General features: G+C 63.8%; 19 protein-coding genes and 1 other RNA gene. 4 read left to right on the forward strand and 16 right to left on the reverse strand.

Annotation, left to right across the window (positions count from 1 at the left end; genetic code table 11):
• Window positions 1–49: 49 nt before the first annotated feature.
• The 15 genes from ftsA to rnpB form a co-directional block, all read right to left on the reverse strand.
• Window positions 50–1,306, reverse strand: coding sequence for a cell division protein FtsA (ftsA, locus tag Q9290_RS12570; RefSeq protein ID WP_306079992.1), 1,257 nt, complete (start codon window positions 1,304–1,306; stop codon window positions 50–52).
• Window positions 1,266–2,036, reverse strand: coding sequence for a cell division protein FtsQ/DivIB (locus Q9290_RS12575; protein ID WP_306079993.1), 771 nt, complete (start codon window positions 2,034–2,036; stop codon window positions 1,266–1,268). Before Q9290_RS12575 ends, ftsA begins: the two co-directional genes overlap by 41 nt.
• 1 nt (window position 2,037) lies before the next feature.
• Window positions 2,038–2,955: a D-alanine--D-alanine ligase gene (locus tag Q9290_RS12580; RefSeq protein ID WP_306079994.1), complete on the reverse strand. Its 918-nt coding sequence runs from the start codon at window positions 2,953–2,955 to the stop codon at window positions 2,038–2,040.
• The gene (gene murC, locus Q9290_RS12585; protein WP_306079995.1) at window positions 2,955–4,412 is read right to left on the reverse strand and encodes a UDP-N-acetylmuramate--L-alanine ligase; all 1,458 of its coding nucleotides are present in this window, start codon (window positions 4,410–4,412) and stop codon (window positions 2,955–2,957) included. Before murC ends, Q9290_RS12580 begins: the two co-directional genes overlap by 1 nt.
• A 13-nt stretch (window positions 4,413–4,425) precedes the next feature.
• Window positions 4,426–5,493, reverse strand: coding sequence for an undecaprenyldiphospho-muramoylpentapeptide beta-N-acetylglucosaminyltransferase (gene murG, locus Q9290_RS12590; RefSeq protein WP_306079996.1), 1,068 nt, complete (start codon window positions 5,491–5,493; stop codon window positions 4,426–4,428).
• Window positions 5,490–6,665, reverse strand: coding sequence for a cell division protein FtsW (ftsW, locus tag Q9290_RS12595; RefSeq protein ID WP_306079997.1), 1,176 nt, complete (start codon window positions 6,663–6,665; stop codon window positions 5,490–5,492). Before ftsW ends, murG begins: the two co-directional genes overlap by 4 nt.
• Window positions 6,662–7,960 carry a UDP-N-acetylmuramoyl-L-alanine--D-glutamate ligase gene (gene murD, locus Q9290_RS12600; protein WP_306079998.1) on the reverse strand — a complete coding sequence of 433 codons (1,299 nt, stop codon included), beginning with the start codon at window positions 7,958–7,960 and terminating at the stop codon, window positions 6,662–6,664. The genes ftsW and murD overlap by 4 nt, the downstream gene beginning before the upstream one ends.
• A gap of 4 nt (window positions 7,961–7,964) precedes the next feature.
• Window positions 7,965–9,047 (reverse strand): phospho-N-acetylmuramoyl-pentapeptide-transferase, encoded by a 1,083-nt coding sequence (gene mraY, locus Q9290_RS12605; protein ID WP_306079999.1) that lies wholly within the window; start codon window positions 9,045–9,047, stop codon window positions 7,965–7,967.
• Window positions 9,041–10,381 (reverse strand): UDP-N-acetylmuramoyl-tripeptide--D-alanyl-D-alanine ligase, encoded by a 1,341-nt coding sequence (locus tag Q9290_RS12610; protein WP_306080000.1) that lies wholly within the window; start codon window positions 10,379–10,381, stop codon window positions 9,041–9,043. The genes mraY and Q9290_RS12610 overlap by 7 nt, the downstream gene beginning before the upstream one ends.
• Window positions 10,378–11,850, reverse strand: a complete 1,473-nt coding sequence (gene murE / locus Q9290_RS12615) for a UDP-N-acetylmuramoyl-L-alanyl-D-glutamate--2,6-diaminopimelate ligase (protein WP_306080001.1) — start codon at window positions 11,848–11,850, stop codon at window positions 10,378–10,380. The genes Q9290_RS12610 and murE overlap by 4 nt, the downstream gene beginning before the upstream one ends.
• Window positions 11,834–13,582 carry a penicillin-binding transpeptidase domain-containing protein gene (locus tag Q9290_RS12620; RefSeq protein WP_371930925.1) on the reverse strand — a complete coding sequence of 583 codons (1,749 nt, stop codon included), beginning with the start codon at window positions 13,580–13,582 and terminating at the stop codon, window positions 11,834–11,836. Before Q9290_RS12620 ends, murE begins: the two co-directional genes overlap by 17 nt.
• Window positions 13,579–13,890, reverse strand: coding sequence for a cell division protein FtsL (ftsL, locus tag Q9290_RS12625; protein WP_306080002.1), 312 nt, complete (start codon window positions 13,888–13,890; stop codon window positions 13,579–13,581). The genes Q9290_RS12620 and ftsL overlap by 4 nt, the downstream gene beginning before the upstream one ends.
• Window positions 13,890–14,834, reverse strand: coding sequence for a 16S rRNA (cytosine(1402)-N(4))-methyltransferase RsmH (gene rsmH / locus Q9290_RS12630; protein ID WP_306080003.1), 945 nt, complete (start codon window positions 14,832–14,834; stop codon window positions 13,890–13,892). The genes ftsL and rsmH overlap by 1 nt, the downstream gene beginning before the upstream one ends.
• A gap of 2 nt (window positions 14,835–14,836) precedes the next feature.
• On the reverse strand, window positions 14,837–15,295 hold the full coding sequence (mraZ, locus tag Q9290_RS12635) for a division/cell wall cluster transcriptional repressor MraZ (protein WP_306080004.1): 459 nt from the start codon (window positions 15,293–15,295) through the stop codon (window positions 14,837–14,839).
• A gap of 244 nt (window positions 15,296–15,539) precedes the next feature.
• An RNA gene (gene rnpB, locus Q9290_RS12640) (RNase P RNA component class A) lies at window positions 15,540–15,923 on the reverse strand.
• Window positions 15,924–16,109: 186 nt separating this feature from the next.
• On the opposite strand from rnpB, the gene Q9290_RS12645 reads away from it, so the two are divergent.
• Window positions 16,110–17,996, forward strand: coding sequence for a methyl-accepting chemotaxis protein (locus tag Q9290_RS12645; RefSeq protein ID WP_306080005.1), 1,887 nt, complete (start codon window positions 16,110–16,112; stop codon window positions 17,994–17,996).
• A 149-nt stretch (window positions 17,997–18,145) separates the two neighbouring features.
• Here Q9290_RS12645 and rsmI read toward each other — a convergent pair whose 3' ends face one another.
• Complete coding sequence (gene rsmI / locus Q9290_RS12650) at window positions 18,146–18,985, reverse strand: 16S rRNA (cytidine(1402)-2'-O)-methyltransferase (protein WP_306080006.1); 840 nt, start codon at window positions 18,983–18,985, stop codon at window positions 18,146–18,148.
• A gap of 84 nt (window positions 18,986–19,069) precedes the next feature.
• On the opposite strand from rsmI, the gene Q9290_RS12655 reads away from it, so the two are divergent.
• The 3 genes from Q9290_RS12655 to Q9290_RS12665 are packed head-to-tail and all read left to right on the forward strand — an operon-like array spanning window position 19,070 to window position 21,820.
• A complete protein-coding gene (locus Q9290_RS12655) occupies window positions 19,070–20,887 on the forward strand; it encodes a penicillin-binding protein activator (RefSeq protein WP_306080007.1) in 1,818 nt (605 codons plus the stop codon).
• Window positions 20,844–21,224 carry a YraN family protein gene (locus tag Q9290_RS12660; protein WP_306080008.1) on the forward strand — a complete coding sequence of 127 codons (381 nt, stop codon included), beginning with the start codon at window positions 20,844–20,846 and terminating at the stop codon, window positions 21,222–21,224. Before Q9290_RS12655 ends, Q9290_RS12660 begins: the two co-directional genes overlap by 44 nt.
• Window positions 21,225–21,232: 8 nt before the next feature.
• Entirely contained in the window at window positions 21,233–21,820 is a 588-nt protein-coding gene (locus Q9290_RS12665) for a D-sedoheptulose-7-phosphate isomerase (protein WP_306080009.1), read from the forward strand.
• The last annotated feature ends 4 nt before the right edge of the window (window positions 21,821–21,824 follow it).

A 21,824-nucleotide genomic window follows, 5' to 3' on the forward strand; every position in this document is an offset into this window, starting at 1 on the left:
AGGATTAACCCTCTCTCTCCGCTTTGGTCCCGGCTAGCTCCCGCCGGGATTAAAATTCACCACGCAGCCAGTTGCCGACTCGCTTGAACAGGCCGGTCACACTGGACTTGCTGCTGTATTCCTGTTGAGGCATGGACTGGTGCTCCTTGCCGTATTGCAACAGCCCCACGGCGGTGGAATACACCGGCGTCTCAACATAATCCGATAATCCCTTGATGCCGTCGGGCTGGCCGATACGTACCTGGCACTGAAAGATCTGCTCGGCACATTCCACCAACCCTTCGATCTGGGCGGCGCCTCCGGTGAGCACCAGACCGGCCGCCAGCTGATGCTTGACCCCGGACTTTTTCAGCTCGCCCTGTACCTTGGCCAGCTCCTGGTTGATCATGCCGAGCAGCTCGCTGTAACGGGGCTCGATCACTTCCGCCAGGGTCTGGCGCTGCAGACTGCGCGCCGGGCGTCCGCCCACGCTGGGCACTTCGATGCTGTCTTCCTTGCTCACCAGCCGGCTGAAGGCACAGCCGTGGCGTACCTTGATGGCTTCCGCATCCAGCGGCGGCGTGCCAAAGGCATAGGCGATGTCACTGGTGACGGTGCTACCGGCATAGGGAATCACCTTGGTGTGGCGCAGGGCGCCGCCGGTGAACACCGCCATATCCATGGTGCCGCCGCCGATGTCCACTACGCATACACCCAGCTCCTTTTCGTCTTCGGTCAGCACCGCATAGCTGGACGCCAGGGCACTGAAAATAAGCTGGTCTACCCGCAGTCCCAGGCGCTCCACGCATTTCTCGATGTTGCGCGCCATGTCGTTGTGACAGGTGATCAGGTGCACCTTGGCATGCATGCGCACACCCGACAGGCCGATGGGATTCTTGATCCCCTCCTGAAAGTCGATGGAGTACTCCTGAGGGATCACGTGCAGCACCCTGTGCTCGTCAGACAGGCGCACCGACTTGGCGGTGTGGATCACGTTGTCCATGTCTTCCTGGGTCACTTCCTCGTCCGACACCGGCACCATGCCGGTTTCGTTGCGGCACTCGATGTGCTTGCCCGACAGCCCCAGATAGACGGAGGTGATCTGGCAATCGGCCATCATTTCGGCCTCGTCCACCGCCCGCTTGAGGGATTTGACCACCGACTCAAGATCGTTTACACCGCCTTTGTCCATGCCCTTGGCAGCGTGGCTGCCGAGGCCGATGATGTTGAGATCACCGTCCGGCAGCACTTCGCCCACCAGGGCCGTGACCTTGGCCGTGCCGATATCAAGCCCGACGATCAGATTTCGTTCCGCGCTCTTGGTCATTATCTGTCTCTTCGTCCTGCTTCCATCCCACTGCCAGTCCGGTATCGTAACGCAGGTCGAGGTAAGCCACTCGCTCGCGCCCCACAATGCCCGGATAGACATTCACAAATCGTTTCAGACGGGCTTCAATGTCGTCCCGCCCCAGTATCAGCGTGACCCCGTCGTTCAGGGTCAGTTCCCAGGAAAATCGCGGCGTCAGGTGCAGCCGGCGAATGTCGTACCCCTTGCCCGCCAGCAGCGGCTGCAGCCGCCGGTATTCTTCCAGCACGCGGGGCGCTTCTTCGTCGGGCCCCGACAGTGCAATCAGCTCAAGGCTTTCTCTGTCGGCCTCAAACACCTCACCATGAGTGTTGACCAGATCCTTTTCATTCCAGAACGCCGCCACCGGCTGCTCGACAATGTACACCCGCAGGCTATCGGGCCACTGTTTGCGCACCGAGGCCTGGTATACCCAGGGCAGTTGCTGCAGCTGCTGCTGAACTCTGTCCACCTCCAGGGTGAAAAAGTTACCCACCTCGGGCAGTGACAGCACCGACTGGCGAATGTCGTCCCGGCCCACAAAGCGGTGTTCCCCCTGAATGATCAGGCTGTTCACCGGCACCTGATTGGACGCCGTGGCCCACATCACTGCCTGCCACAGCCCCCACAGCAGGGCACCCAGCACCAGCAGGAAAAACACCAGGCCGGACAAAAAGCCCAGCCGGGTACGGGTGACCGCGGCCTCGCTCATGTCAGTCCGCCATTTCCAGCACGCGCACCACCAGCTGGTCGAAATCGAGGCCGGCCACCCGCGCCGCCTTGGGCACCAGGCTGGTTTCGGTCATGCCCGGCACCGTATTCACTTCCAGCAGCCACCACTGACCGTCCCGGTCGCGCATCAGATCCACTCTGCCCCAGCCCGTGGCGGCCACTCCGTCAAAGGCGCGCAGGCACAGTTCGCCCAGTTCGCGTTCTTCCTGCTCGTCCAGGCCGCAGGGACACAGGTACTCGGTATCGCCCGACTGGTACTTGGCCGAGTAGTCGTAAAAGGCATGGGGGGTGCGCAGGCGAATGGCCGGCAGCGCTTGCTCGCCGAGAATGCTGACGGTGTACTCGTCACCGTCGATAAAGCGCTCCAGCAGCACCTCGTCGTCGAATTCAAAGGCGGCTTCGATGGCGGCAGCCAACTCGGACTCATTCTCCGCCCGGGCCATGCCGATGCTGGAGCCCTCGTGGGACGGCTTGACGAACACAGGACCGCCAAAGCGGGCCATCAGTTCAGTGGCCAGGATCGGCTGGTAGTCCTTGCGGCGCACAATTTCAAAATCGGCGGTGGGAAGATCCATGGCCCGCCACACCTGTTTGGTGCGGATCTTGTCCATGGCCAGCGCCGCCCCCAGCACGCGGGAGCCGGTATAAGGAATGCCCAGATGCTCCAGTGCCCCCTGCAGGGTGCCGTCTTCGCCGCCGCGGCCATGCACCACGATAAAGGCGCGGTCAAAGCCGTCTTCCTTCAGCTGCGCCAGCGGATAGTCTTTGGTGTCGATACCGTGGGCATCCACGCCGGCCCGCTGCAGCCCCGCCAGCACGGCGGCGCCGGAGCGCAATGACACTTCCCGCTCGGCGGAGCATCCGCCAAACAGCACTGCAACCTTGCCGAATTGTTCCATTACTGGCCTCCTTGCTGCTTCATCGCCTCGACCGAGAGTTTAAACCCACCCAGCTTGCGCGCCAGGGCACCCACATTACCGGCTCCCTGGGTCAGCACTATGTCGCCGTCCTGCATTAGCTCCGCCAGCACCATGGGCACCTCATCGGGGCTGGCCACGTAAATGGGCTCCTGACCGCGGCTGCGAATGGTACGGCACAGCGCCCGGCTGTCGGCGCCGGGAATAGGCGACTCGCCTGCACTGTACACTTCCAGCAGGATCAGCACATCGCTTTTCGACAGCACGTCGACAAAGTCTTCGTACAGGTCCCGGGTGCGGGTGAAACGGTGGGGCTGGTAAATGGTCACCAGCCGGCGCTCGGGCCAGCCGGCGCGTACTGCGTTCTGGGTGGCGCGCACCTCGCTCGGATGGTGGCCGTAATCGTCCACCAGCTTGACCCGGCCGCGGCCGGTATCGAACTCGCCGTATTGCTGAAAGCGCCGGCCCACACCCTCGAATTTTTTCAGCGCCGCCAGAATGGCCGCGTCTTCGATGCCGTCTTCACATGCCACGGCGATGGCTGCCGCCGCGTTCTGGGCATTGTGCCGGCCCGGCAGGTTGAGCTGCACGTCCAGGCAGGTGCCGTCGGGGCGGCACACACGAAAGGTGCTGTGATCCGCACTCTGCTGAAAGTCTTCCACACGGTAGTCGGCCTCGGGGTTAAAGCCGTAGGTCACGAACTGGCGACCGATGCGCGGCAACAGACTGCGCACCACCTCGTCGTCGATGCACAGCACCGCCAGGCCATAGAAGGGCAGGTTGTGCAGAAACTCGATAAAGGTGCCTTCCAGCTTGCTGAAGTCGCCACCATAGGTGTCCATGTGATCCGCTTCGATATTGGTGACGATGGACACCATGGGCTGCAAATGCAGGAAAGAGGCATCGCTTTCGTCGGCCTCGGCGATCAGGTAACGGCTGGAGCCCAGCCGGGCGTTGCAGCCGGCGCTATTGAGCAGGCCACCGATCACAAAGGTGGGATCCAGCTCGGCCTCGCCGTAGATGCTGGCCACCAGACTGGTGGTGGTGGTCTTGCCGTGAGTACCGGCCACCGCCACGCCGTGGCGAAAACGCATCAGCTCCGCCAGCATTTCGGCCCGGCGCACCACCGGAATGCGCAGATCCCGCGCCGCCAGCAGCTCGGGATTGTCGGCGTTAATGGCGGTGGACACCACCACCACGCTGGCCCCGGCCACCTGCTGGGCATCGTGACCCAGGAAGATGGTGGCGCCCATGGCCTGCAGCCGGTCGGTGACCGGGTTGTAGGCGATGTCGGAGCCGGTAATGGCATAGCCCTCGTTGGCCAGCACTTCGGCAATACCGCCCATACCGGCACCGCCGATGCCGATAAAGTGAATGCGTCTGACCCGTCTCATCTCCGGGATCATGCTTCTCAGTTTTGCCAGTTCAACCTTGGTCATGCCAGTCTCTCGTTTATTTCGCCAGGGTGCGCAGGCAGTTCGCCACCTGCGCCGCCGCATCGGTAATCGCCTGTTGCCGGGCTTTGCCGGCCATGTCCCGCAGCCGCTCACGGCTGCCGGCCAGTTGTTCCAGTTGTTCGGCCAGCGCCGCCGGGGTCAGGGTGGCCTGAGGCATCAGCAGGGCCGCGCCCTGATCCACCAGGGCCTGGGCATTTTTGGTCTGGTGATCGTCCACGGCGTGAGGCAGCGGCACAAAAATGGCCCCCACGCCCGCCGCCGCCACTTCCGACACCGTCAGGGCCCCGGCCCGGCACACCACCAGGTCGGCCTCGCCATAGGCGGCGGCCATGTCGGTAATAAAGTCACTCACTTCGGCGTCAACACCCTGACCCCCGTAGGCGGCGCGCACCGCCTCGCTGTTGTTCCTGCCGCACTGATGGCGAACCACCACCGGCGCCTTCACCTGCGCCAGTGCCTCGGGCAGGGTGTCGTTAAGAATTTTCGCGCCCAGGCTGCCCCCCACCACCAGCAGACGCAGCGGCTGTGGCTCAAGACCGATGCGTTCGGCCGGGGCCGGCAGTGCCACCACGTCCGGGCGCACCGGGTTGCCCACCACTTCGCCCTGCTCAAAGGCGCCGGGAAAGGCCATCAGCACGCGGCTGGCAATGCGCGCCAGCAACCGGTTGGTCATGCCGGCGGCGGCGTTCTGCTCGTGCAGCACCAGCGGAATGCCCGCCAGTTTTGCCGCCACGCCGCCCGGGCCGGCAGCAAAGCCGCCCATGCCCAGCACCACGTCGGGTTTGGTTTCTTTCAGCACCCGGCGGGCCTGGCGCACGGCGTTGGCAATTTTGAACGGGGCCGCCAGCAGCCGCTTGAGGCCATTACCGCGTACACCGGCAATGCTGATGGTGTGCAGCGGGTAGCCGTGTTTCGGGACCAACTGGGCTTCCATGCGCTCGGCGGTACCCAGCCAGTGAATGGTCCAGCCTTCCTCCCGCAGCAGATCGGCCACCGCCAATCCGGGGAACACGTGGCCGCCGGTGCCGCCGGCCATCACCAGCAGGGTCTTGTTGTTGCTCATAGCGCCTCCCGCTGTCTGGCCTGCATATGGTCGCGGCGCCATTCAAAGTCGATACGTACCAGAATGGCCACGGCGGCGCTCATCACCAGCAGGCTGGAGCCGCCGTAACTAACCAATGGCAGGGTCAGGCCCTTGGTGGGCAGCATGCCCGAGGCCGCCCCCACGTTGACCACGGTCTGAAAACTGAACCAGATGCCAATGCCCACGGCCAGGTAACCTTCGTACTGGCGACCGCCGTTGAGCACCTTCTGGCCAATGCGCAACGCCTTGAAGGCCAGCCAGCACTGCAGCAGCAGCACCAGCATGACGCCGGAAAAGCCCAGCTCCTCGCCGAGAATGGCGAATACAAAGTCGGTGTGGGCCTCGGGCAGGTATTCCAGCTTCTGAATGGAGTTGCCCAGCCCTTCGCCGAACCAGCCGCCCCGGCCAAAGGCCATCAGCGACTGGGTCAGCTGGTAGCCGCTGCCAAAGGGGTCATCCCAGGGATTCAGAAACGAGGTCACCCGCTTCACCCGGTAGGGCGCCATGGCGATGAGGCCCGCCACCAGCGCCATGCCCAGGGTCACCAGGCTGATAAACTGGCCCATGCGGGCACCGGCGATAAACAGCATGCCTAGGGTAGTGACAAACAGCACCACCACGGACCCCAGATCCGGCTGCAGCAACAGCAGCACCGACAGCATGCCCATCACCGCCAATGGCTTGAGAAAGCCCTTCCAGTGGCCACGCACTTCATCCTGCTTGCGCACCAGAAACCCGGCAAGAAAGGTAAACAGCGCCAGCTTGGCGACTTCTGCCGGCTGCACGTTGAACAGCCCCAGCGCCAGCCAGCGCTTGCTGCCGTTGATCTCGCGGCCGGCCACCAGCACCAGCACCAGCATGATCAGCGCCAGGATCAGAAAGCCGGCGTTGTACTGCTGCCAGCGCGCCATGGGCACCTGCAGCACCAGGGCACTGAGGAACAGGCAGATCAGCAAAAAACTGCCGTGGCGCTTGACGAAATAAAAGGGGTCATCGCCCACCGCAATACCTTCGGCAATAGAGGCGGACGACACCATCACCAGACCGATCACCATCAGCGCCAGCGATAAAATTACCAGCTGACGGTCATAGATGTGGCCCTGGGACGGGCGCAGCAGCCAGTCGGCACTGAATGCTGACAGCAGCTTCATAGCGCCTCCACCAGGGCGGCAAAGTGGTCGCCCCGGGCCGGGTAATTGGGGTACATGTCGAGGCTGGCGCAGGCCGGGGCCAGCAGCACCCAGTCTCCGGGCTCGGCCTGGCCGGCGCACCAGGCCACCGCCTCGGCCATGTCGGCCACGGCATGGGTATTGTCGGAAAGTCGAAGCAGCTGTTCCTTGTCCTGCCCCAGGCAGGCCATGCCGGCAATGGATGTGTGCAGCAGCGGCACCAGCGGAGCGAAGTCCTGGCCCTTGCCCTGGCCGCCGGCGATCAGCCAGAGCCGGCCGGACACCGCATCGGCCACGCCGTCGATGGCCGCCAGGGTGGCGCCCACATTGGTGGCCTTGGAGTCATTAATCCAGCGCACCCCATGTTTGTCGGCCACAAACTGGCAGCGGTGCGCCAGACCGGCAAAACGGCGCAGTACCGCCAACTGGGCTGCACGGGGAATGCCGGCTTCGTCGGCCAGCGCCATGGCGGCCAGGGCATTGAGCTGGTTGTGGGCACCGACAATGCGCAGTTCGCGCGCCGCCAACACCGGCTCGCCGTGCACGCTCAGCCAGCACTCGCCGTCACGCTCGACGCGGCTATAGTCCTGTGTGTTCAGGCCAAAACTCACCGCCCGGCTGCCCGCCGGCGGCAATGTCTCATCGTCTTCCCGGTTGTAGACGCACAGACCGGCATTCTCGTAGATGCCGAGCTTGGTGTCCCGGTAGTGAGACAGGGAGTCGTAGCGGTCCAGATGATCTTCACTGATATTGAGCACGGTGGCGGCCAGCGCCCTGAGTCCCGGGGTGGTTTCCAGCTGAAAGCTGGACAGCTCCAGCACCGCCAGATCCAGTGGCGCGTTCAGCAGTTCCAGCGCCGGCGTGCCGATATTGCCGCCCACGCCGACCGCCAGACCGGCCTCGGCGACCATCTCGCCCACCAGGGTGGTGACGGTGCTTTTGCCGTTGGAACCGGTAATGGCAATGACCGGCGCGGTGCATTCGCGCACAAACAGCTCGACGTCACCGATGATCTCCACCCCGGCGGCGGCCGCCTGCTGCAGCTCGGGCGTGGCCAGGGCCACGCCGGGGCTGGCGATGATCAGCTCGGCGGCACACAGCACCTCGGCGTTCAGGCCGCCAAAATAACATTCCAGCCCCTCGGGCAGCTGTTCGGCACCCGGCGGCTGAGCCCGGGTGTCCATCACCAGGGGGCGCACGCCCCGGCTCAGGCAATGGTGTACACAGGAAAGTCCCGTCTGCCCCAGTCCGATAATCACAGTGCGCGCAGGGATCATGGCGTTATCTCAGCTTCAGGGTGGCCAGGCCGGTGAGCACCAGCATCAGGGTGATAATCCAGAAACGGACAATCACCCGCGGCTCGGGCCAGCCTTTCAGTTCGTAATGATGGTGAATGGGCGCCATGCGGAAGATCCGCTGACCGCGCAGCTTGTAGGAGCCCACCTGCAGGATCACCGACAGGGTCTCGATCACGAAAATGCCGCCCATGATCACCAGCAGGAATTCCTGACGCACCAGCACGGCAATCACCCCCAGGGTCGCGCCCAGGGCCAATGAGCCCACATCGCCCATAAACACCTGGGCGGGAAAGGTGTTGAACCACAGAAAGCCGAGGCCGGCGCCGACGATGGCGGTACAGACCACGGTCAGCTCGCCGGCGTGAGCCACGTAGGGAATATGCAGATACTCGGCAAAGTTGACGTTACCGGTGGCCCAGGCCACCAGCGCAAAGCCCGCCGCCACCATGACGGTAGGCATGATCGCCAGGCCGTCGAGGCCGTCGGTCAGGTTAACCGCGTTGCTGGAGCCCACGATCACGAAGTAGCTGAGTACGATAAAGAACAGTCCGAGCTGGGGCATGACGTCCTTGAAAAAGGGCACCACCAGCTGGGTCTGGGCCGGATCCTTGGCAATCCAGTACACAAAGCCCGCCGCCGCCAGCGCCGCCGCCGATTGCCAGAAATACTTCCAGCGGGCGATCAAACCGTCTGTGTTCTTGCGCACCACCTTGCGGTAGTCATCCACAAACCCGATGGCGCCAAAGGCACCCAGCACAAACAGCACCACCCACACATAGGGGTTGGACAGCCGGGCCCACAGCAACACCGACACGAAAATGGCGATAAGTATCATCAGGCCGCCCATGGTGGGGGTGCCGGCCTTGCTGAAGTGGGACTCGGGGCCGTCGTTGCGCACCACCTGGCCGATTTGCAGTTGCTGCAACCGGCGAATAAGCCGGGGGCCAATCCACAGGGAGATCAGCAGGCCGGTCAGAATGGAGACGATGGCCCTGAAGGTGAGGTAGGAAAAAACGTTGAAAAAACCGAAATGGGGAGTCAGCCATTCCGCCAGCCAGACTAGCATAGCTCTCCCTCCTGAATGGCCCGGACCAGTTGTTCCATCCGGGCACTGCGTGCACCCTTGACCAAAACTACCACCTTGTTGTGCGCGGCCAGTGCTTGCTTCAGCGCCGGCCACAATTGTTGCTTGTTCTCAAAATGACGGCCGTGGGCCGCCGTGGCCGTGTGCCGGCTGTCGTGCCCCGTGGTCAGCACGGCGTCAATGCCGAGCCGACGGGCATGCTCGCCCACCTTCACATGCATGTCGCGGCTGTAGTCGCCGAGCTCGGCCATGTCGCCAAACACGAAAATGCGATACCCCGGCAGGCTGGCCAGGGTGTCGAGTCCTGCCAGCACGGAGGCGACGCTGGCGTTATAGGTATCATCCAGTACCGTCAGCCCGGGTCGCGTCCATACCTGCAACCGGCCCTTGGCCTGACCGAAGGCGGCAAGACCGGTCGCAATCTCTTCCAGGGTGGCGCCCAGTTGCTCGGTGCCGGCGGCGGCGGCCAGGGCATTGGCCACATTGTGTTTACCGGGTACCGGCAGCTGCACGTCCACCTCACCCTGCGGCGTGAGCAGCCGAAAACGAGCACAACCGGCGGCGTCCAGGGTTACCTGACGGGCCTGGTAATCGCGCCGGTCGCCGAAATACGTCAGCTCCACCTGCTGTTTCCACAGGCTGCAAAAGGGGCTGTCGCCATTGGCAATGGCCACGCCGCCGGGCTCCAGGCCACCGTAAATTTCACCCTTGGCCTGCGCAATGCCTTCCAGGGAGCCAAAGCCTTCCAGGTGCGAGGCTTCCACGTTGTTAATCAGTGCAACATGGGGCCGGGTCAGGGAGCAGGTCCAGGCGATTTCACCAATATGGTTGGCGCCGAGCTCAATCACCGCATAGTCGGTATCGCTGGTCAGCTCGCACAGGGTCAGGGGCACGCCAATCTCGTTGTTGAGATTGCCTTTGGTGGCCAGCACCTTGCCCTTCTGGCACAGTATGCTGGCGGCCATTTCCTTCACCGTGGTCTTGCCACAGCTGCCGGTGATGGCCAGCACCTGGGCCTGGCTGGCGTCGCGCACCAGGCCGCCGAGCACGCCCAGCGCCAGCCGGCTGTCGGCCACGCGAATCTGCGGAAGCTCGAGGTCCAGCCAGCGTTCCACCAGCAGGGCCGATGCCCCCCGGGCCACCGCCTGCTCGGCAAAATCGTGCGCGTCGAAGCGTTCGCCGGACAAGGCCACAAACAGGCAGCCCTCGGCCATGGGCTGACGGCTGTCGGTGGACACCGCCAGAATATCGCGGTCGGTACCGCGCAGCTCGCCACCGGAGGCCTCGGCCAGCCGGCTCAGGGAAACGGCGATCACCGGCCTTCACCCAGCACTGCGGCCACGGTTTCCCGATCGCTGTAATGTAATATGTCAGTGCCCACTATCTGATAATCCTCGTGGCCCTTGCCTGCTACCAAAATGATATCCCGCTCGTCCGCCGCGCTTACGGCATGGTCAATGGCCTCGGCCCGGGCATGGATCACCCGGGCTGCACCGGGGCTGCTCAGCCCGGCCTGCATGTCGGCAATAATGGCCGCGGGCGACTCGGTGCGCGGGTTATCGTCGGTGAGGATCACCTCGTCGGCACCGTTTTCTGCCGCCGCCGCCATCAGCGGACGCTTGCCCCTGTCGCGGTCGCCACCGCAGCCCACCAGACACCAGAGGCGGCCCCGGCAGTGCTGACGCAGCGCCTGCAGCACCTGCTCCAGGGCATCCGGGGTGTGGGCATAGTCCACCACCACCAGGGGTTTGCCGGGGGCGGTAAAGGGCTCCATGCGCCCGGCCACGCCCACCAGTTTGGGGGCGGTGGCCAGCAAGCGTTCGAAGGACTCACCCAAAACCAACAGTGTGCCCATGGCCGCCAGCAGGTTGGCCACGTTGAAACGGCCGATCAGGGGGGCGGATAATACACCATTCCCCCAGTCGGAGTTAATGGTCACTTTCACTCCGTCACCGTAAAAATGCACCGTTTCCGCCACCAGCTGACGCCCGGCAAAGTCCGCCACCCGGCCATGCAGGCTGTAGGCCACGGCATCGGGATAATGGGCCAGCCAGCGCCGGCCGTGCACGTCATCGGCGTTGATGACTCTGCCCTGGCGGCACAGTTCAAACAGGCTCCGTTTGACCTCACCGTATTCGGCCATGGAGCCGTGATAATCCAGGTGATCCCGGCTCAGGTTGGTAAACACCGCCACGTCAAAATCGAGCGCGGCCACCCTGTGCTGGTGCAGGCCGTGGGAAGACACTTCCATCGCTACGCGTTCGGCGCCGGCATTCAGCATGCTGGCCAGCTCACCCTGTACTTCCAGCGCCGAGCCGGTGGTGTTGACCGCCGGTTTGAGCTGACCGCACATGCCGTTCCCAAGCGTGCCCATCACGCCGCTGCGGGTATCCAGCAGCAGGCTCCAGTGGGCGATGAGCTGAGACACGGTACTTTTGCCGTTGGTGCCGGTCACCCCCACCAACTGCAGCTGGCGGGACGGGTCGCCGTAAAAGGCGCCGGCCAGCCGCGACAGCTGCTCCGGCAGCCGGTAGACGCCCAGCAGCCGATGGTCCTGGCTGTTCAGGCCGGCTTCTTCGGCCGTATCGACCTGATGAATAATGGCGGCCGCGCCCCGCTCCAGCGCGCTGTCAATGTATTGACGACCGTCGGCCTGATGACCTTTAACGGCAATAAACAGGCAGCCGGGAGTCACGTTCCGGCTGTCGAGGGTCATGCGGTCAATGGCGATGGCCGGGGCCGCGTGCCCCAGGGGAATCGCCAGCTCTCTAAGTGTGAGGGACAACGGCTGCCTCCTGTCCTGCCAGCTGGAATTGTTCTTCGGTGGCCGCATCGGGGCGAATGTTGAGCAGTTGCAGGGCCCCGCTCATCACCTCGGCAAACACCGGGGCCGCCACCTGGCCGCCGTAATACTGATCGCCCTGGGGCTCGTTGATCACCACCACCATGGCCAGACGCGGATCGCTGAGCGGCGCCACGCCGGCAAACAGCCCCACATAATCGCTGCCGTAACCACCGGCAATGGCCTTGCGCGAGGTGCCGGTCTTGCCGCCCACCCGGTAGCCGGCAATGGCGGCGTTGGTGGCGGTACCGCCCGGCTTTACCACGCTTTCCAGCATGTGCAGCACCGCCTCGGCATGACGCCGGGGAATCACCTGCTCAGCCGCGGGCGGCTGGCTGCGCTTGATAATGCTCAGCGGGTGGCGCTCGCCACCGTTGGCCAGAATGGCGTAGGCCTGCGCCAGCTGCAGCGGCGTTACCGTCACGCCGTAGCCAAACGACAGCGTGGCCTGCTCAATGTCGGACCAGCGCCGGCGCTGGGGTACCATGCCGGTGCTTTCACCCACCAGCCCCATGCCCGAGTCGATGCCCAGACCAAAGCGATAAAGGGTATCGAGCATCTGCGCCGGGGTTTCCTCCATGGCCATGCGCACCATGCCCATGTTGGAGGAGCGCTGCAGCACGGTTTCCACGCTGATGTTGCCCAGGTTACGGTGATCCGCCACCCGCTTGCCCCCCAGGCGCATCCAGCCCGGACTGGTGTCAATCATGCTGTCGGCCTTGACCACGCCGTTTTCCAGGGCGCTAACCACGATCAGTGGCTTGAGGGTGGAGCCGGGCTCATAAGTGTCGGTCACCGCCCGGTTGCGGGCGCGAAAGCCCTGATACTGGCTGCGGTTGTTGGGATTGAACGAAGGCGCATTGACCATGGCCAGTACTTCGCCGCTCTTGACGTCCAGCATCACCAATGAGGCCGAGGTGGCCCTGTGATATTCAAAGGCGCGCTTGAGCGAGCGGTAGGCCAGGGCCTGAATGCGCTGATCGATGGTCAGCTCAATGTGGTTGGCTTCCCGGGCTTGTGCCACCACCCCCAGATCCTCGATTACCCGGCCAAGCCTGTCCTTGCGCACCTTGCGCTCACCGGGCAGGGCGGTGAGCCAGTCGTTAAAGGCCCGCTCTATGCCCTCGATGCCGGCGCCGTCGATATTGGTCATGCCCACCAGGTGGGCGTTGATCTCGCCGGTGGGATAAAAGCGCCGCTCTTCCGGACGCAGGTGCACGCCGGGCAGGCGCAGCTTGCGAATGTACTCGGCCACCGCCGGCGTGACCTGGCGTTGCAGATAGACAAAACGACGTTTGGGATCCTGCACGCGTCCCAGCAGGGTATCGTGGGGTACGCCCAGCACTTCGGCCAGGGCCAGCCAGGCCTGTTCCTTGTCGAGGCTGTGGGCATCGTGGATCTGCTTGGGATCCGCCCATACCGCCTGCACCGGTACCGACACCGCCAGCTCCTCGCCGTTGCGATCCATGATCATGCCGCGGGAGGTATTGCTGACCGCGGTGGAGCGCAGGGAGCGCATGTCCCCTTCCAGCCGCAGCCGATCCGGCGAGATCACCTGGATCCAGGCGGCCCGGGCAAAGAGGGCGAAAAAGGCCAGCAGGATCACGCCGCAGGTGAAATAAAACCGTCCGCGGGCCAGCATGGGCTCCTTTTTCCTTTGTCTGCGCCAGCTCATGGTTGCATCACCAATTTTTCCTTGCCCGGCTCGGGCCGCTTCATGCCCAGTTTTTCCCGGGCCAGGGCCTCGATTCGGCTGTGCTCCATCAGGGTATTTTGCTCAAGCAGCAGGTTGCGCCACTCGATGTCGAGCTTGTCCTGTTCGGCCATCAGCTCGTTGTATTCACTGGTCAGCTGCCGGGTACCGTGGGTGACCACGATCACCGTCATGGCCGACGCCACCGTGGTCACCGCCAGCAGCAGCAGCCATTTGTATCGCCACAGATCCCGCCCGATTTCCCGGGCCAGGTTGATGCGGCTGTCCATTACTCGGTGCGCTCCAGCCGCTCCGCCACCCGCAGCACCGAGCTGCGTGCACGGGGGTTGGCGGCCACTTCCTCGGCCGACGGCTTCTGTGCCTTGCCCACGCTTTTCAGCGAGCGGCCGCCGGCCAGCTGGGCCTCGGTCAGGGGCAGGCCGGGGGGCACTTCGGGGCCTTTTTCGTGCTTGCGGATAAAGTGTTTGACCAGGCGGTCTTCCAGGGAATGGAAACTGATCACCGACAGCCGGCCGCCGGTGGTAAGCACGGTCAGGGCACCATTCAGGGCCTGCTCGATCTCGTCCAGCTCGCTGTTGATGTAGATGCGAATGGCCTGAAAGCTGCGGGTGGCGGCGTGCTTGTTCTTTTCCTTGCTGGGGTTAACCCGGGCGATCATCTCCGCCAGCTGACGGGTTCGGCTCCAGGGCGTGGTCTGCCGATCATGCACAATGGCCCGGGCAATCTTGCGGGCGTGTCGCTCTTCACCAAAGGTTTTCAATACCCAGGCGATGTCGTCGACGTCGGCATGATTGAGCCAGTCGGCGGCGCTCTGGCCGCTGGTGGGATCCATGCGCATGTCGAGGGGGCCGTCCTTCTGAAAACTGAAGCCACGCTCGGCTTCGTCCAGCTGGGGCGACGACACGCCCAGGTCGAGCAAGACGCCATCGACCCGGCCGGTAAGGCCCTCGGCGGCCATCATGTCGGCCAGACCGGAAAAGGGGCCGTGCAGAATTCGAAAGCGGGGGTCATTGATTTGTTCGGCCACGGCAATGGCCGCCGGATCCCGGTCAATGGCCAGCAGCCGGCCATTCGGGCCCAGTTTGGAAAGAATATGGCGCGAGTGTCCGCCCCGGCCAAAGGTGCCGTCCACATAAATGCCGTCGGGGCGAATATTCAGACCGGCCACTGCTTCTTCCAGCAGTACGGTAATGTGTGCCTGTTGTTCACTCATTGTTATAGCGAAAAGTCCCGCAATCGTTCCGATGAATCCCAGCCTTCGTCGGGAAGGGCCTGCAAATCATCGTTTATTTGTTGTTGCCAGCGGGCTTCGCTCCAGATTTCAAAGCGATTAAGCTGCCCTACCAGCATGATTTTTTTATCCAGCCCGGCGTGTTGCCGCAGCGGCGCCGGTACCAGAAAGCGTCCGTTGCCATCCAGTTCGCATTCGGCGGCATGCCCCAGCAGCAACCGCTGCAGGCGCCGCTCCTGAGGGTGGGTGCTCGACAGGCTGCGCAGCGTTTTTTCTACCAGTTCCCACTCGTTCAGCGGGTAAAGCAGCAGACAGGGATGGCTGATGTCGATGGTACATACCAACGAGCCGTCGCATTCGTCACGCAACGGCTCACGATATCGGGTTGGTATGGCCAGCCGCCCCTTGCTGTCCAGGCTGATGGCATGGGCACCGCGCAACATTCAGAGTCCCTGAAATTCTACTTTGTTCCACAAAGATCCACTTTTTCCCACGACGCCAAGTGTAAGGAGCGAATACCGGCATTTCAAGCAAGGAAATAGTTGCTCACGACAAAGGACGCTGTTGACCGGCATATTCAAAAACACCAACGGCGGTCTGGCGGAAAAAGATAAGCGAAAAGAAAAATAAGAGGATGCCGGCGACATAACGAAACAGCGCAGCCATAAGGCTGCGCTGTGGGGTAAATAATTGAGCTGGCCTGTAAGCCGGGTTCTGTATCGAGCAAGCTCGATTGGCAACCATTCCTCTAGGCCGACGATCGCTCGCCGGCTCCAGCAACCTACCCGCCTCCAGCGCGGGCCGCGCCTGTAGGAGGCCTATTTGGTCTTGCTCCGGGTGGAGTTTACCGTGCCACGGACTGTTGCCAGCCGCGCGGTGCGCTCTTACCGCACCCTTTCACCCTTACCTGTGCCCGAAGGCCATCGGCGGTCTGCTCTCTGCTGCACTGGTCGTGGGCTCGCGCCCCCCAGGCGTTACCTGGCACCCTGCCCTATGGAGCCCGGACTTTCCTCCCCCTCGCCCGTCTGCCCGAAGACACAACGACGAAGCAGCGATTGCCCGGCCAGCTCGGCGCGCAGTGTAACCCAGGCCATCGCCCGGCGCCAGTCCCATTCATTCAACGGCGCTCATGGCCAAAAAGTGCCCGGGATCTCATTTTGACGAATTGCTGATACAACTGCTGGGGAGCCGTGCCGGAGCGCTCTATTATTGGTAATTCTCTTTTGAAACCCAATTGAACAATCAAGGACGATGACCATGAAAATTGCCCACAAGGTCGGCTGGGCCGCCGCCGGCGTGCTGTTTTTAACCACGGGGGTACTGTCGGTGCTGCAGGCCACCCAGATGCGCGCCGCCCTGATGGATCAGACCCGGGCCGGCATCATGGAAACCAGCGACACCCTGGCCCGCCAGATCACCGGCTGGCTCAACGGCAAGCTGCAGCTGATCGATCTCACCGCCCAGCAGCTGGATCGCCGGTTTGACAACGGCGAGATCAATGCCGCCTTTGCCGATCCGGTTTTGGTGGAGCAGTTCGACTCCATGTTCGGCGGACTGGAGAGCACCGGCGGACGGGCCATTACCAACGACGCCAGCTGGAACCCTCCCGCCGACTGGGATGCCCGCCAGCGCCCCTGGTATGATCAGGCCCGGCAGGCCCCGCGGGCGGTGCTGACCGAACCCTATGTGATCGCCAGCAGTGGCGAGCTGATGATCTCCGCCGTCACCAAATTCACCCAGCAGGGGGAATTCCGCGGTGCCTTTGGCGGCGACATTCACCTTGGCGTGATTGCCGACGCCCTCAATACCCTCGACTTCAACCAGGCGGGCTACGCCTTTCTGCTGAGCAGCCGAGGCAATATCATTTCCCATCCCGATGCCGCCCTTAACGGCCAGCCGCTGAGCACCCTGTTTAACGGCAAGACCCCGGCGCTGGAGCCCACCCTGACCGAGATCAGCGGTAACGAAGCCGACCTGCTGGTGTCCTTTACTCCCCTTAACGGACTGAACGGCATGGACTGGTATATCGGCGTGGTACTGGATCGGAACACTGTGATGAGCGAGGTCGACAGCCTCAACCGCCGGGCGGCCATTGGCACCCTTATGGGCGTGGCCCTGAGCCTGCTGCTGCTGGGTTTTCTGGTACGCCAGCTGCTGCGCCCGCTGGTGCAGCTGCATCAGTCGCTGAAGGAGATCAATCAGGGCGAAGGGGATCTGACCCGGCGGCTGCCGGCCCGGGGCAATGACGAGATCACCCAGGTGGAACGGGAGTTCAACGGCCTGCTGCAACACCTGCAAACCCTGATTGGCGAGGTCAAGGGCAGTTCGCAGCAGGTAAAAGCCAGCGCCAGCCATACCACTCGGGAAGCCGAGCAGGCCGCCGGCCGGCTGCAGGAGCAGTTGCAGGAGCTGGATCAGCTGGCCACCGCCATGCAGGAAATGACGGTCACCGCCGAAGACGTGGCCCGCCACGCCCAGCACGCGGCTCAGGCCGCCACCGACGCCAGCCGGGAAACCGAAGACGGCGTGACCGTGGTGTCATCATCCACCAGCGCCATTCGCCGGCTGGCCGACGACATGGACGAAACCAGCCTGGCCATTCACGAGCTGAGCCAGCTCAGCGGCCAGATAGAATCCATTCTGTCGGTGATCACCGGCATTGCCGAGCAGACCAACCTGCTGGCACTGAACGCCGCCATTGAAGCCGCCCGGGCCGGGGAGTCGGGCCGGGGCTTTGCGGTGGTGGCCGACGAAGTGCGCTCCCTGGCCTCGCGCACCCAGGCATCCACTCAGGAAATTCGCCAGATGATCGAGCGGTTGCAGCAGGGCGTGAGCCTGGCCGAGGCGCGCATACACCAGAGCCGTGACGCCGCTAGCCGCACCGCCGAGGAAGCCGGCGCCGCCAACGCGCTGCTGACCCGCATTCGTGAGGCCATGACGCGCATCGACGACATGAACCTGCAGATCGTGACCGCCGCCGAGCAGCAAAGCGCCACCAGCGAGGAGATCAACCGCAACACCACCAACATTCGCGATCACGGCCAGGCGGTGGCCGACGGCGCCCGCCATCAGGTGGCGCAGTGCGCCATCATGGAGCAACAGGTGGAACAGCAGGAACTGCGGCTGGGGCAATTCCGGGTCTGACGCAGGACCCGGGTTCCAGTCGGACAAAAGGCCAACTCCCACGACACGCCGTAGACCCCTCCATGGGGGCTCCGCTGCGCCCTCCATGGCGCAGAGGGTCGTTGGAGTTGTGCCCTTTGCCCTCCTTGAGCATCCTGGCCGTTAAAAGCTTATAAACCCGCTTCCAGCCCGTATTTGTACAGGGCGTTCTTTTTCAGGCCATGGATCTCCGCGGTCAGGGCCGAGGCCTTTTTCAATCCCAGATCGGCGCTGAGCAACGCCAGGGTTTTCAGCGCCGGCACCGGCAGGGCATCGGCGTCCGCCTTGTGCCCGGCCACCATCAGCACGATTTCGCCCCGGCAACGGTTGGCGTCTTCTTTCAGCCACGCGAGCATCTCCCCCGCCGGCAGGCCGTGAATGGTCTCAAAGGCCTTGGTCAGCTCCCGGGCCACCACCAGCCGGCGGCTGGGTCCCATCACGTCAACCAGTGTCGCCACCGTGTCGAGCAGACGGCGGGGTGACTCGTAAAACACCATGGTTCTGGGCTCGTCCTTCAGGTTTTCCAGCTTGTCGTGGCGGGCCTTGTCCTTGGCCGGCAGAAAGCCTTCGAACACAAAGCGATCCGTGGGCAGGCCGGCTGCCGACAACGCGGTGACGGCGGCGCAGGGCCCCGGCAGCGCCACCACCTGCACGCCGGCCTCACGACAGCGGTTGACCAGATGGTAACCGGGGTCGCTGATCAGCGGCGTGCCCGCATCCGAGACCAGGGCGATGCTTTTGCCGTCCAGCAGGCGGCTCACCAGTTGCTCGGCCTTGTGCTGCTCGTTATGGTCGTGCAGCGCCCAGGTGGGCGTGCCAATCTGGTAATGAGACAGCAGCTTGCCGGTATGGCGGGTGTCCTCACAGGCGATCACATCCACTTCGCTCAGGGTGTCCAGCGCGCGCTGGCTGATGTCACCCAGGTTTCCGATGGGGGTGGGCACGATATAAAGGGCGGCAGCCTGGCTCATGATGACTCCTGTGCAAGCAATTGTTTCACCGTCCCGGCCCGATTACACTTAGGACCAGAATGACTCAGCATGGGAAATAAGGGATTGGCAACTCAAATTCAATGGACCAGTGTAACACGACTGCTGTGTACCCTGGTGCTTTCATCTGCACTCATGGCCTGCGGCAGCGGCCTGCTGCAGCCCGCCGTGGTGCCCGAGCCGGCACCGGACATGTTCAGCCCGCTCGACCGGCCCGCCGAGCAGTACTCGGCCCAGGCCGGGGTCGCCGGCGGTAACGACGCCTTTGCCTGGCAGGTGCTGTCGGTGCGCGCCCTGCTGCAACAGGGCAACGTCGCCGAGGCCAGGGACCGGCTCAACAGTCTGCGCCCCGGTGCTTCCCTGTCGCAACAGCCGGTGCTCGTCCTGCTCGATGCCGCCGTGCTGTTGACCGAGCTGCAACCGGGGCCAAGCCTGCAACGACTGCGGGCCATTGATGCTCAACGCCTGGCGCCCTCGGCCCGGGCCTACCTGTGGTTGCTGGAAGCCAACATTTACGAGCAGCAGCAACAACCCTTGCAAGCAGCCCAGGCCTTGATTGCCCGCCACGGCCTGCTGGCCGGCCCGGCGCAGAACAACAACCGCGAACGGATTTACCGGCTGTTGGCCCGGGTGCCCGCCGCCGAGCTGCGCCGGGCCCAGAGTGAGAACAACAGCCCCGAGGCCAATGGCTGGTTCCGGCTGATGGCCATTCTCAACACCGCGGAGCAGCCCGCCGCTCAACGTAACTGGCAACTGCAGTCCTGGAGCCGCAGCTACCCGGATCATGCCGGTCGGGCCTACCTGCCCGATACCCAGGCCACGGCCCAACAACAGGCATTTGCCCCGTCCCATATCGCCGTGATGCTGCCCCTGTCCGGCCGTCTGGCCGAGCAGGGCGACGCCATTCGCAACGGCATTCTCGGTGCCGGTCAGGGCCAGTCAGCCCGGGTGAGCTTTTTTGATACGCAGGGCGCCGACATGGCCAGCCTCTATCAACAAGCGGTGCAGTCCGGGGCCGACTTTATTCTGGGCCCGCTGCTCAAGGACAAGGTCGACGCCCTGCTCAAGCAGGATCCGGCCATGCCGGTGCTGGCGCTGAACCAGCCCGCCTACCAGCCGGAGCTGGCCGCCTTTTATTATTTCTCTCTGTCTCCCGAAGGGGAAGCCGCCGATGCCGCCCGCCGCATGTGGGACGACGGCCACCAGCAACCACTGGTGTTTGCCCCGGCCAACGAGCTGGGCCGCCGGGTAGCGGCCGAGTTCGACCGGCAGTGGCAGGCCCATAGCGGTCGCCCGGCCATTCTCGCCTATTTCAGCGATCAGGCCGGCATTGAGCAGGACGTGCGCCGCGCCTTGAACAGCCGCCCCGCTGCCGCCGGCCAGGTATTGCCGGTGAACGGTGAGCCCGGCCTGGTGCCCGAGGCCCGCCCGGCCGATGCGGTATTCATGGTCACCAATGCCGCCGAAACCCGCTTTATTCTGCCCTACTTCGACTTTGTGCGGGACAGCCGGGCCGAGCGCCTGCCCACCTACGTGATCTCCCGCAGCTATATTCCCGCCGGCGAGGCCCCCATGGGCGAACTGGCCGGACTGCGGCTGGCCGACATGCCCTGGATGTTTGAGGGCTCCCCCCAGCTGAAGGAAGAAGTACTGAGCCTGTGGCCCGACGCCAATACCGGCTGGCTGCGGCTGTTTGCCCTGGGCTACGACGCCCGGGCCATGATCAGCCAGCTGCCGGCCCTGCGTCAGGGGGCCCCTGCCGTGCCGGGACTGACCGGCGAGCTGACGGTCACGCCCGAAGGCGTGGTACAGCGCCGCCTGCAATGGAGGGAGTACGTAAATGGCGACTGGCTTTCCATCGGACAACAAATCGGGCAACAATAAGCGCGCCCACGGCGCCGTTTATGAACGCCGTGCCGAAGACTACCTGCGCTCGCGGGGGTTGCAGCCGGTGGCCCGCAACTACCAGTGCAAACTGGGTGAAATCGATCTGATCATGCGCCAGGGCCAGACCCTGGTGTTTGTGGAGGTACGCTATCGTCACAGCCGGCGCTTTGGCGGCGCCGCGGTGTCGGTGACCGCCGCCAAACAGCAGCGTCTGCGCCGCACCGCCCTCAGCTATCTGCACATGAAGGGGCTGAACGAAGCACACCAGCCCTGCCGTTTCGACCTGGTCGCCTGCGACGGTGACCAGCTCAACTGGATACAAAACGCCTTTTAAGGAGCCCCATGCAGGAAGAAATCAAAGCCAGCTTTACCGAGAGCATTCAGACCAAAATCGCCGCCGCCGAGGCCCTGCCCGACGACATTCTGGCCGCGGCCCAGATGATGGTGATGTGCCTGCTGAACGGCAACAAGCTGCTGGTGTGTGGCAACGGTGGCTCCAATGCCCTGGCCCAGCTGTTTGTGAGTGAGCTGATCAACCGCTACGAAACCGAGCGCCCGGCCCTGCCGGCGGTCTGCCTGACCCTGGACACCAGCAGCATCAGCGCCATTGCCGCGGATCACCACTTCGATGACGCCTATGCCCGCCAGATCCGGGCTCTGGGCCAGGCCGGCGACGTGCTGGTGGTGATCTCCACCAGCGGTCACAGCCGCAACCTGATCAAGGCCGCCGAGGCGGCCCTGAGCCGGGACATGACCATAGTGGCGCTGAGTGGCGGCGATGGCGGCGAGCTGGCCGGTCTGCTTGGCCCCAACGACGTGGAAATCCGGGTGCCGGCGTTGCGCGCCCCGCGCATTCACGAGGTGAACCTGCTCACCCTGCATTGCCTGTGCGATCTGATTGACCGCACCCTGTTTCCCCAGGAGGACTGATTAC

It is taken from the genome of Oceanimonas aquatica (assembly GCF_030732065.1).
Taxonomy (GTDB): domain Bacteria; phylum Pseudomonadota; class Gammaproteobacteria; order Enterobacterales; family Aeromonadaceae; genus Oceanimonas.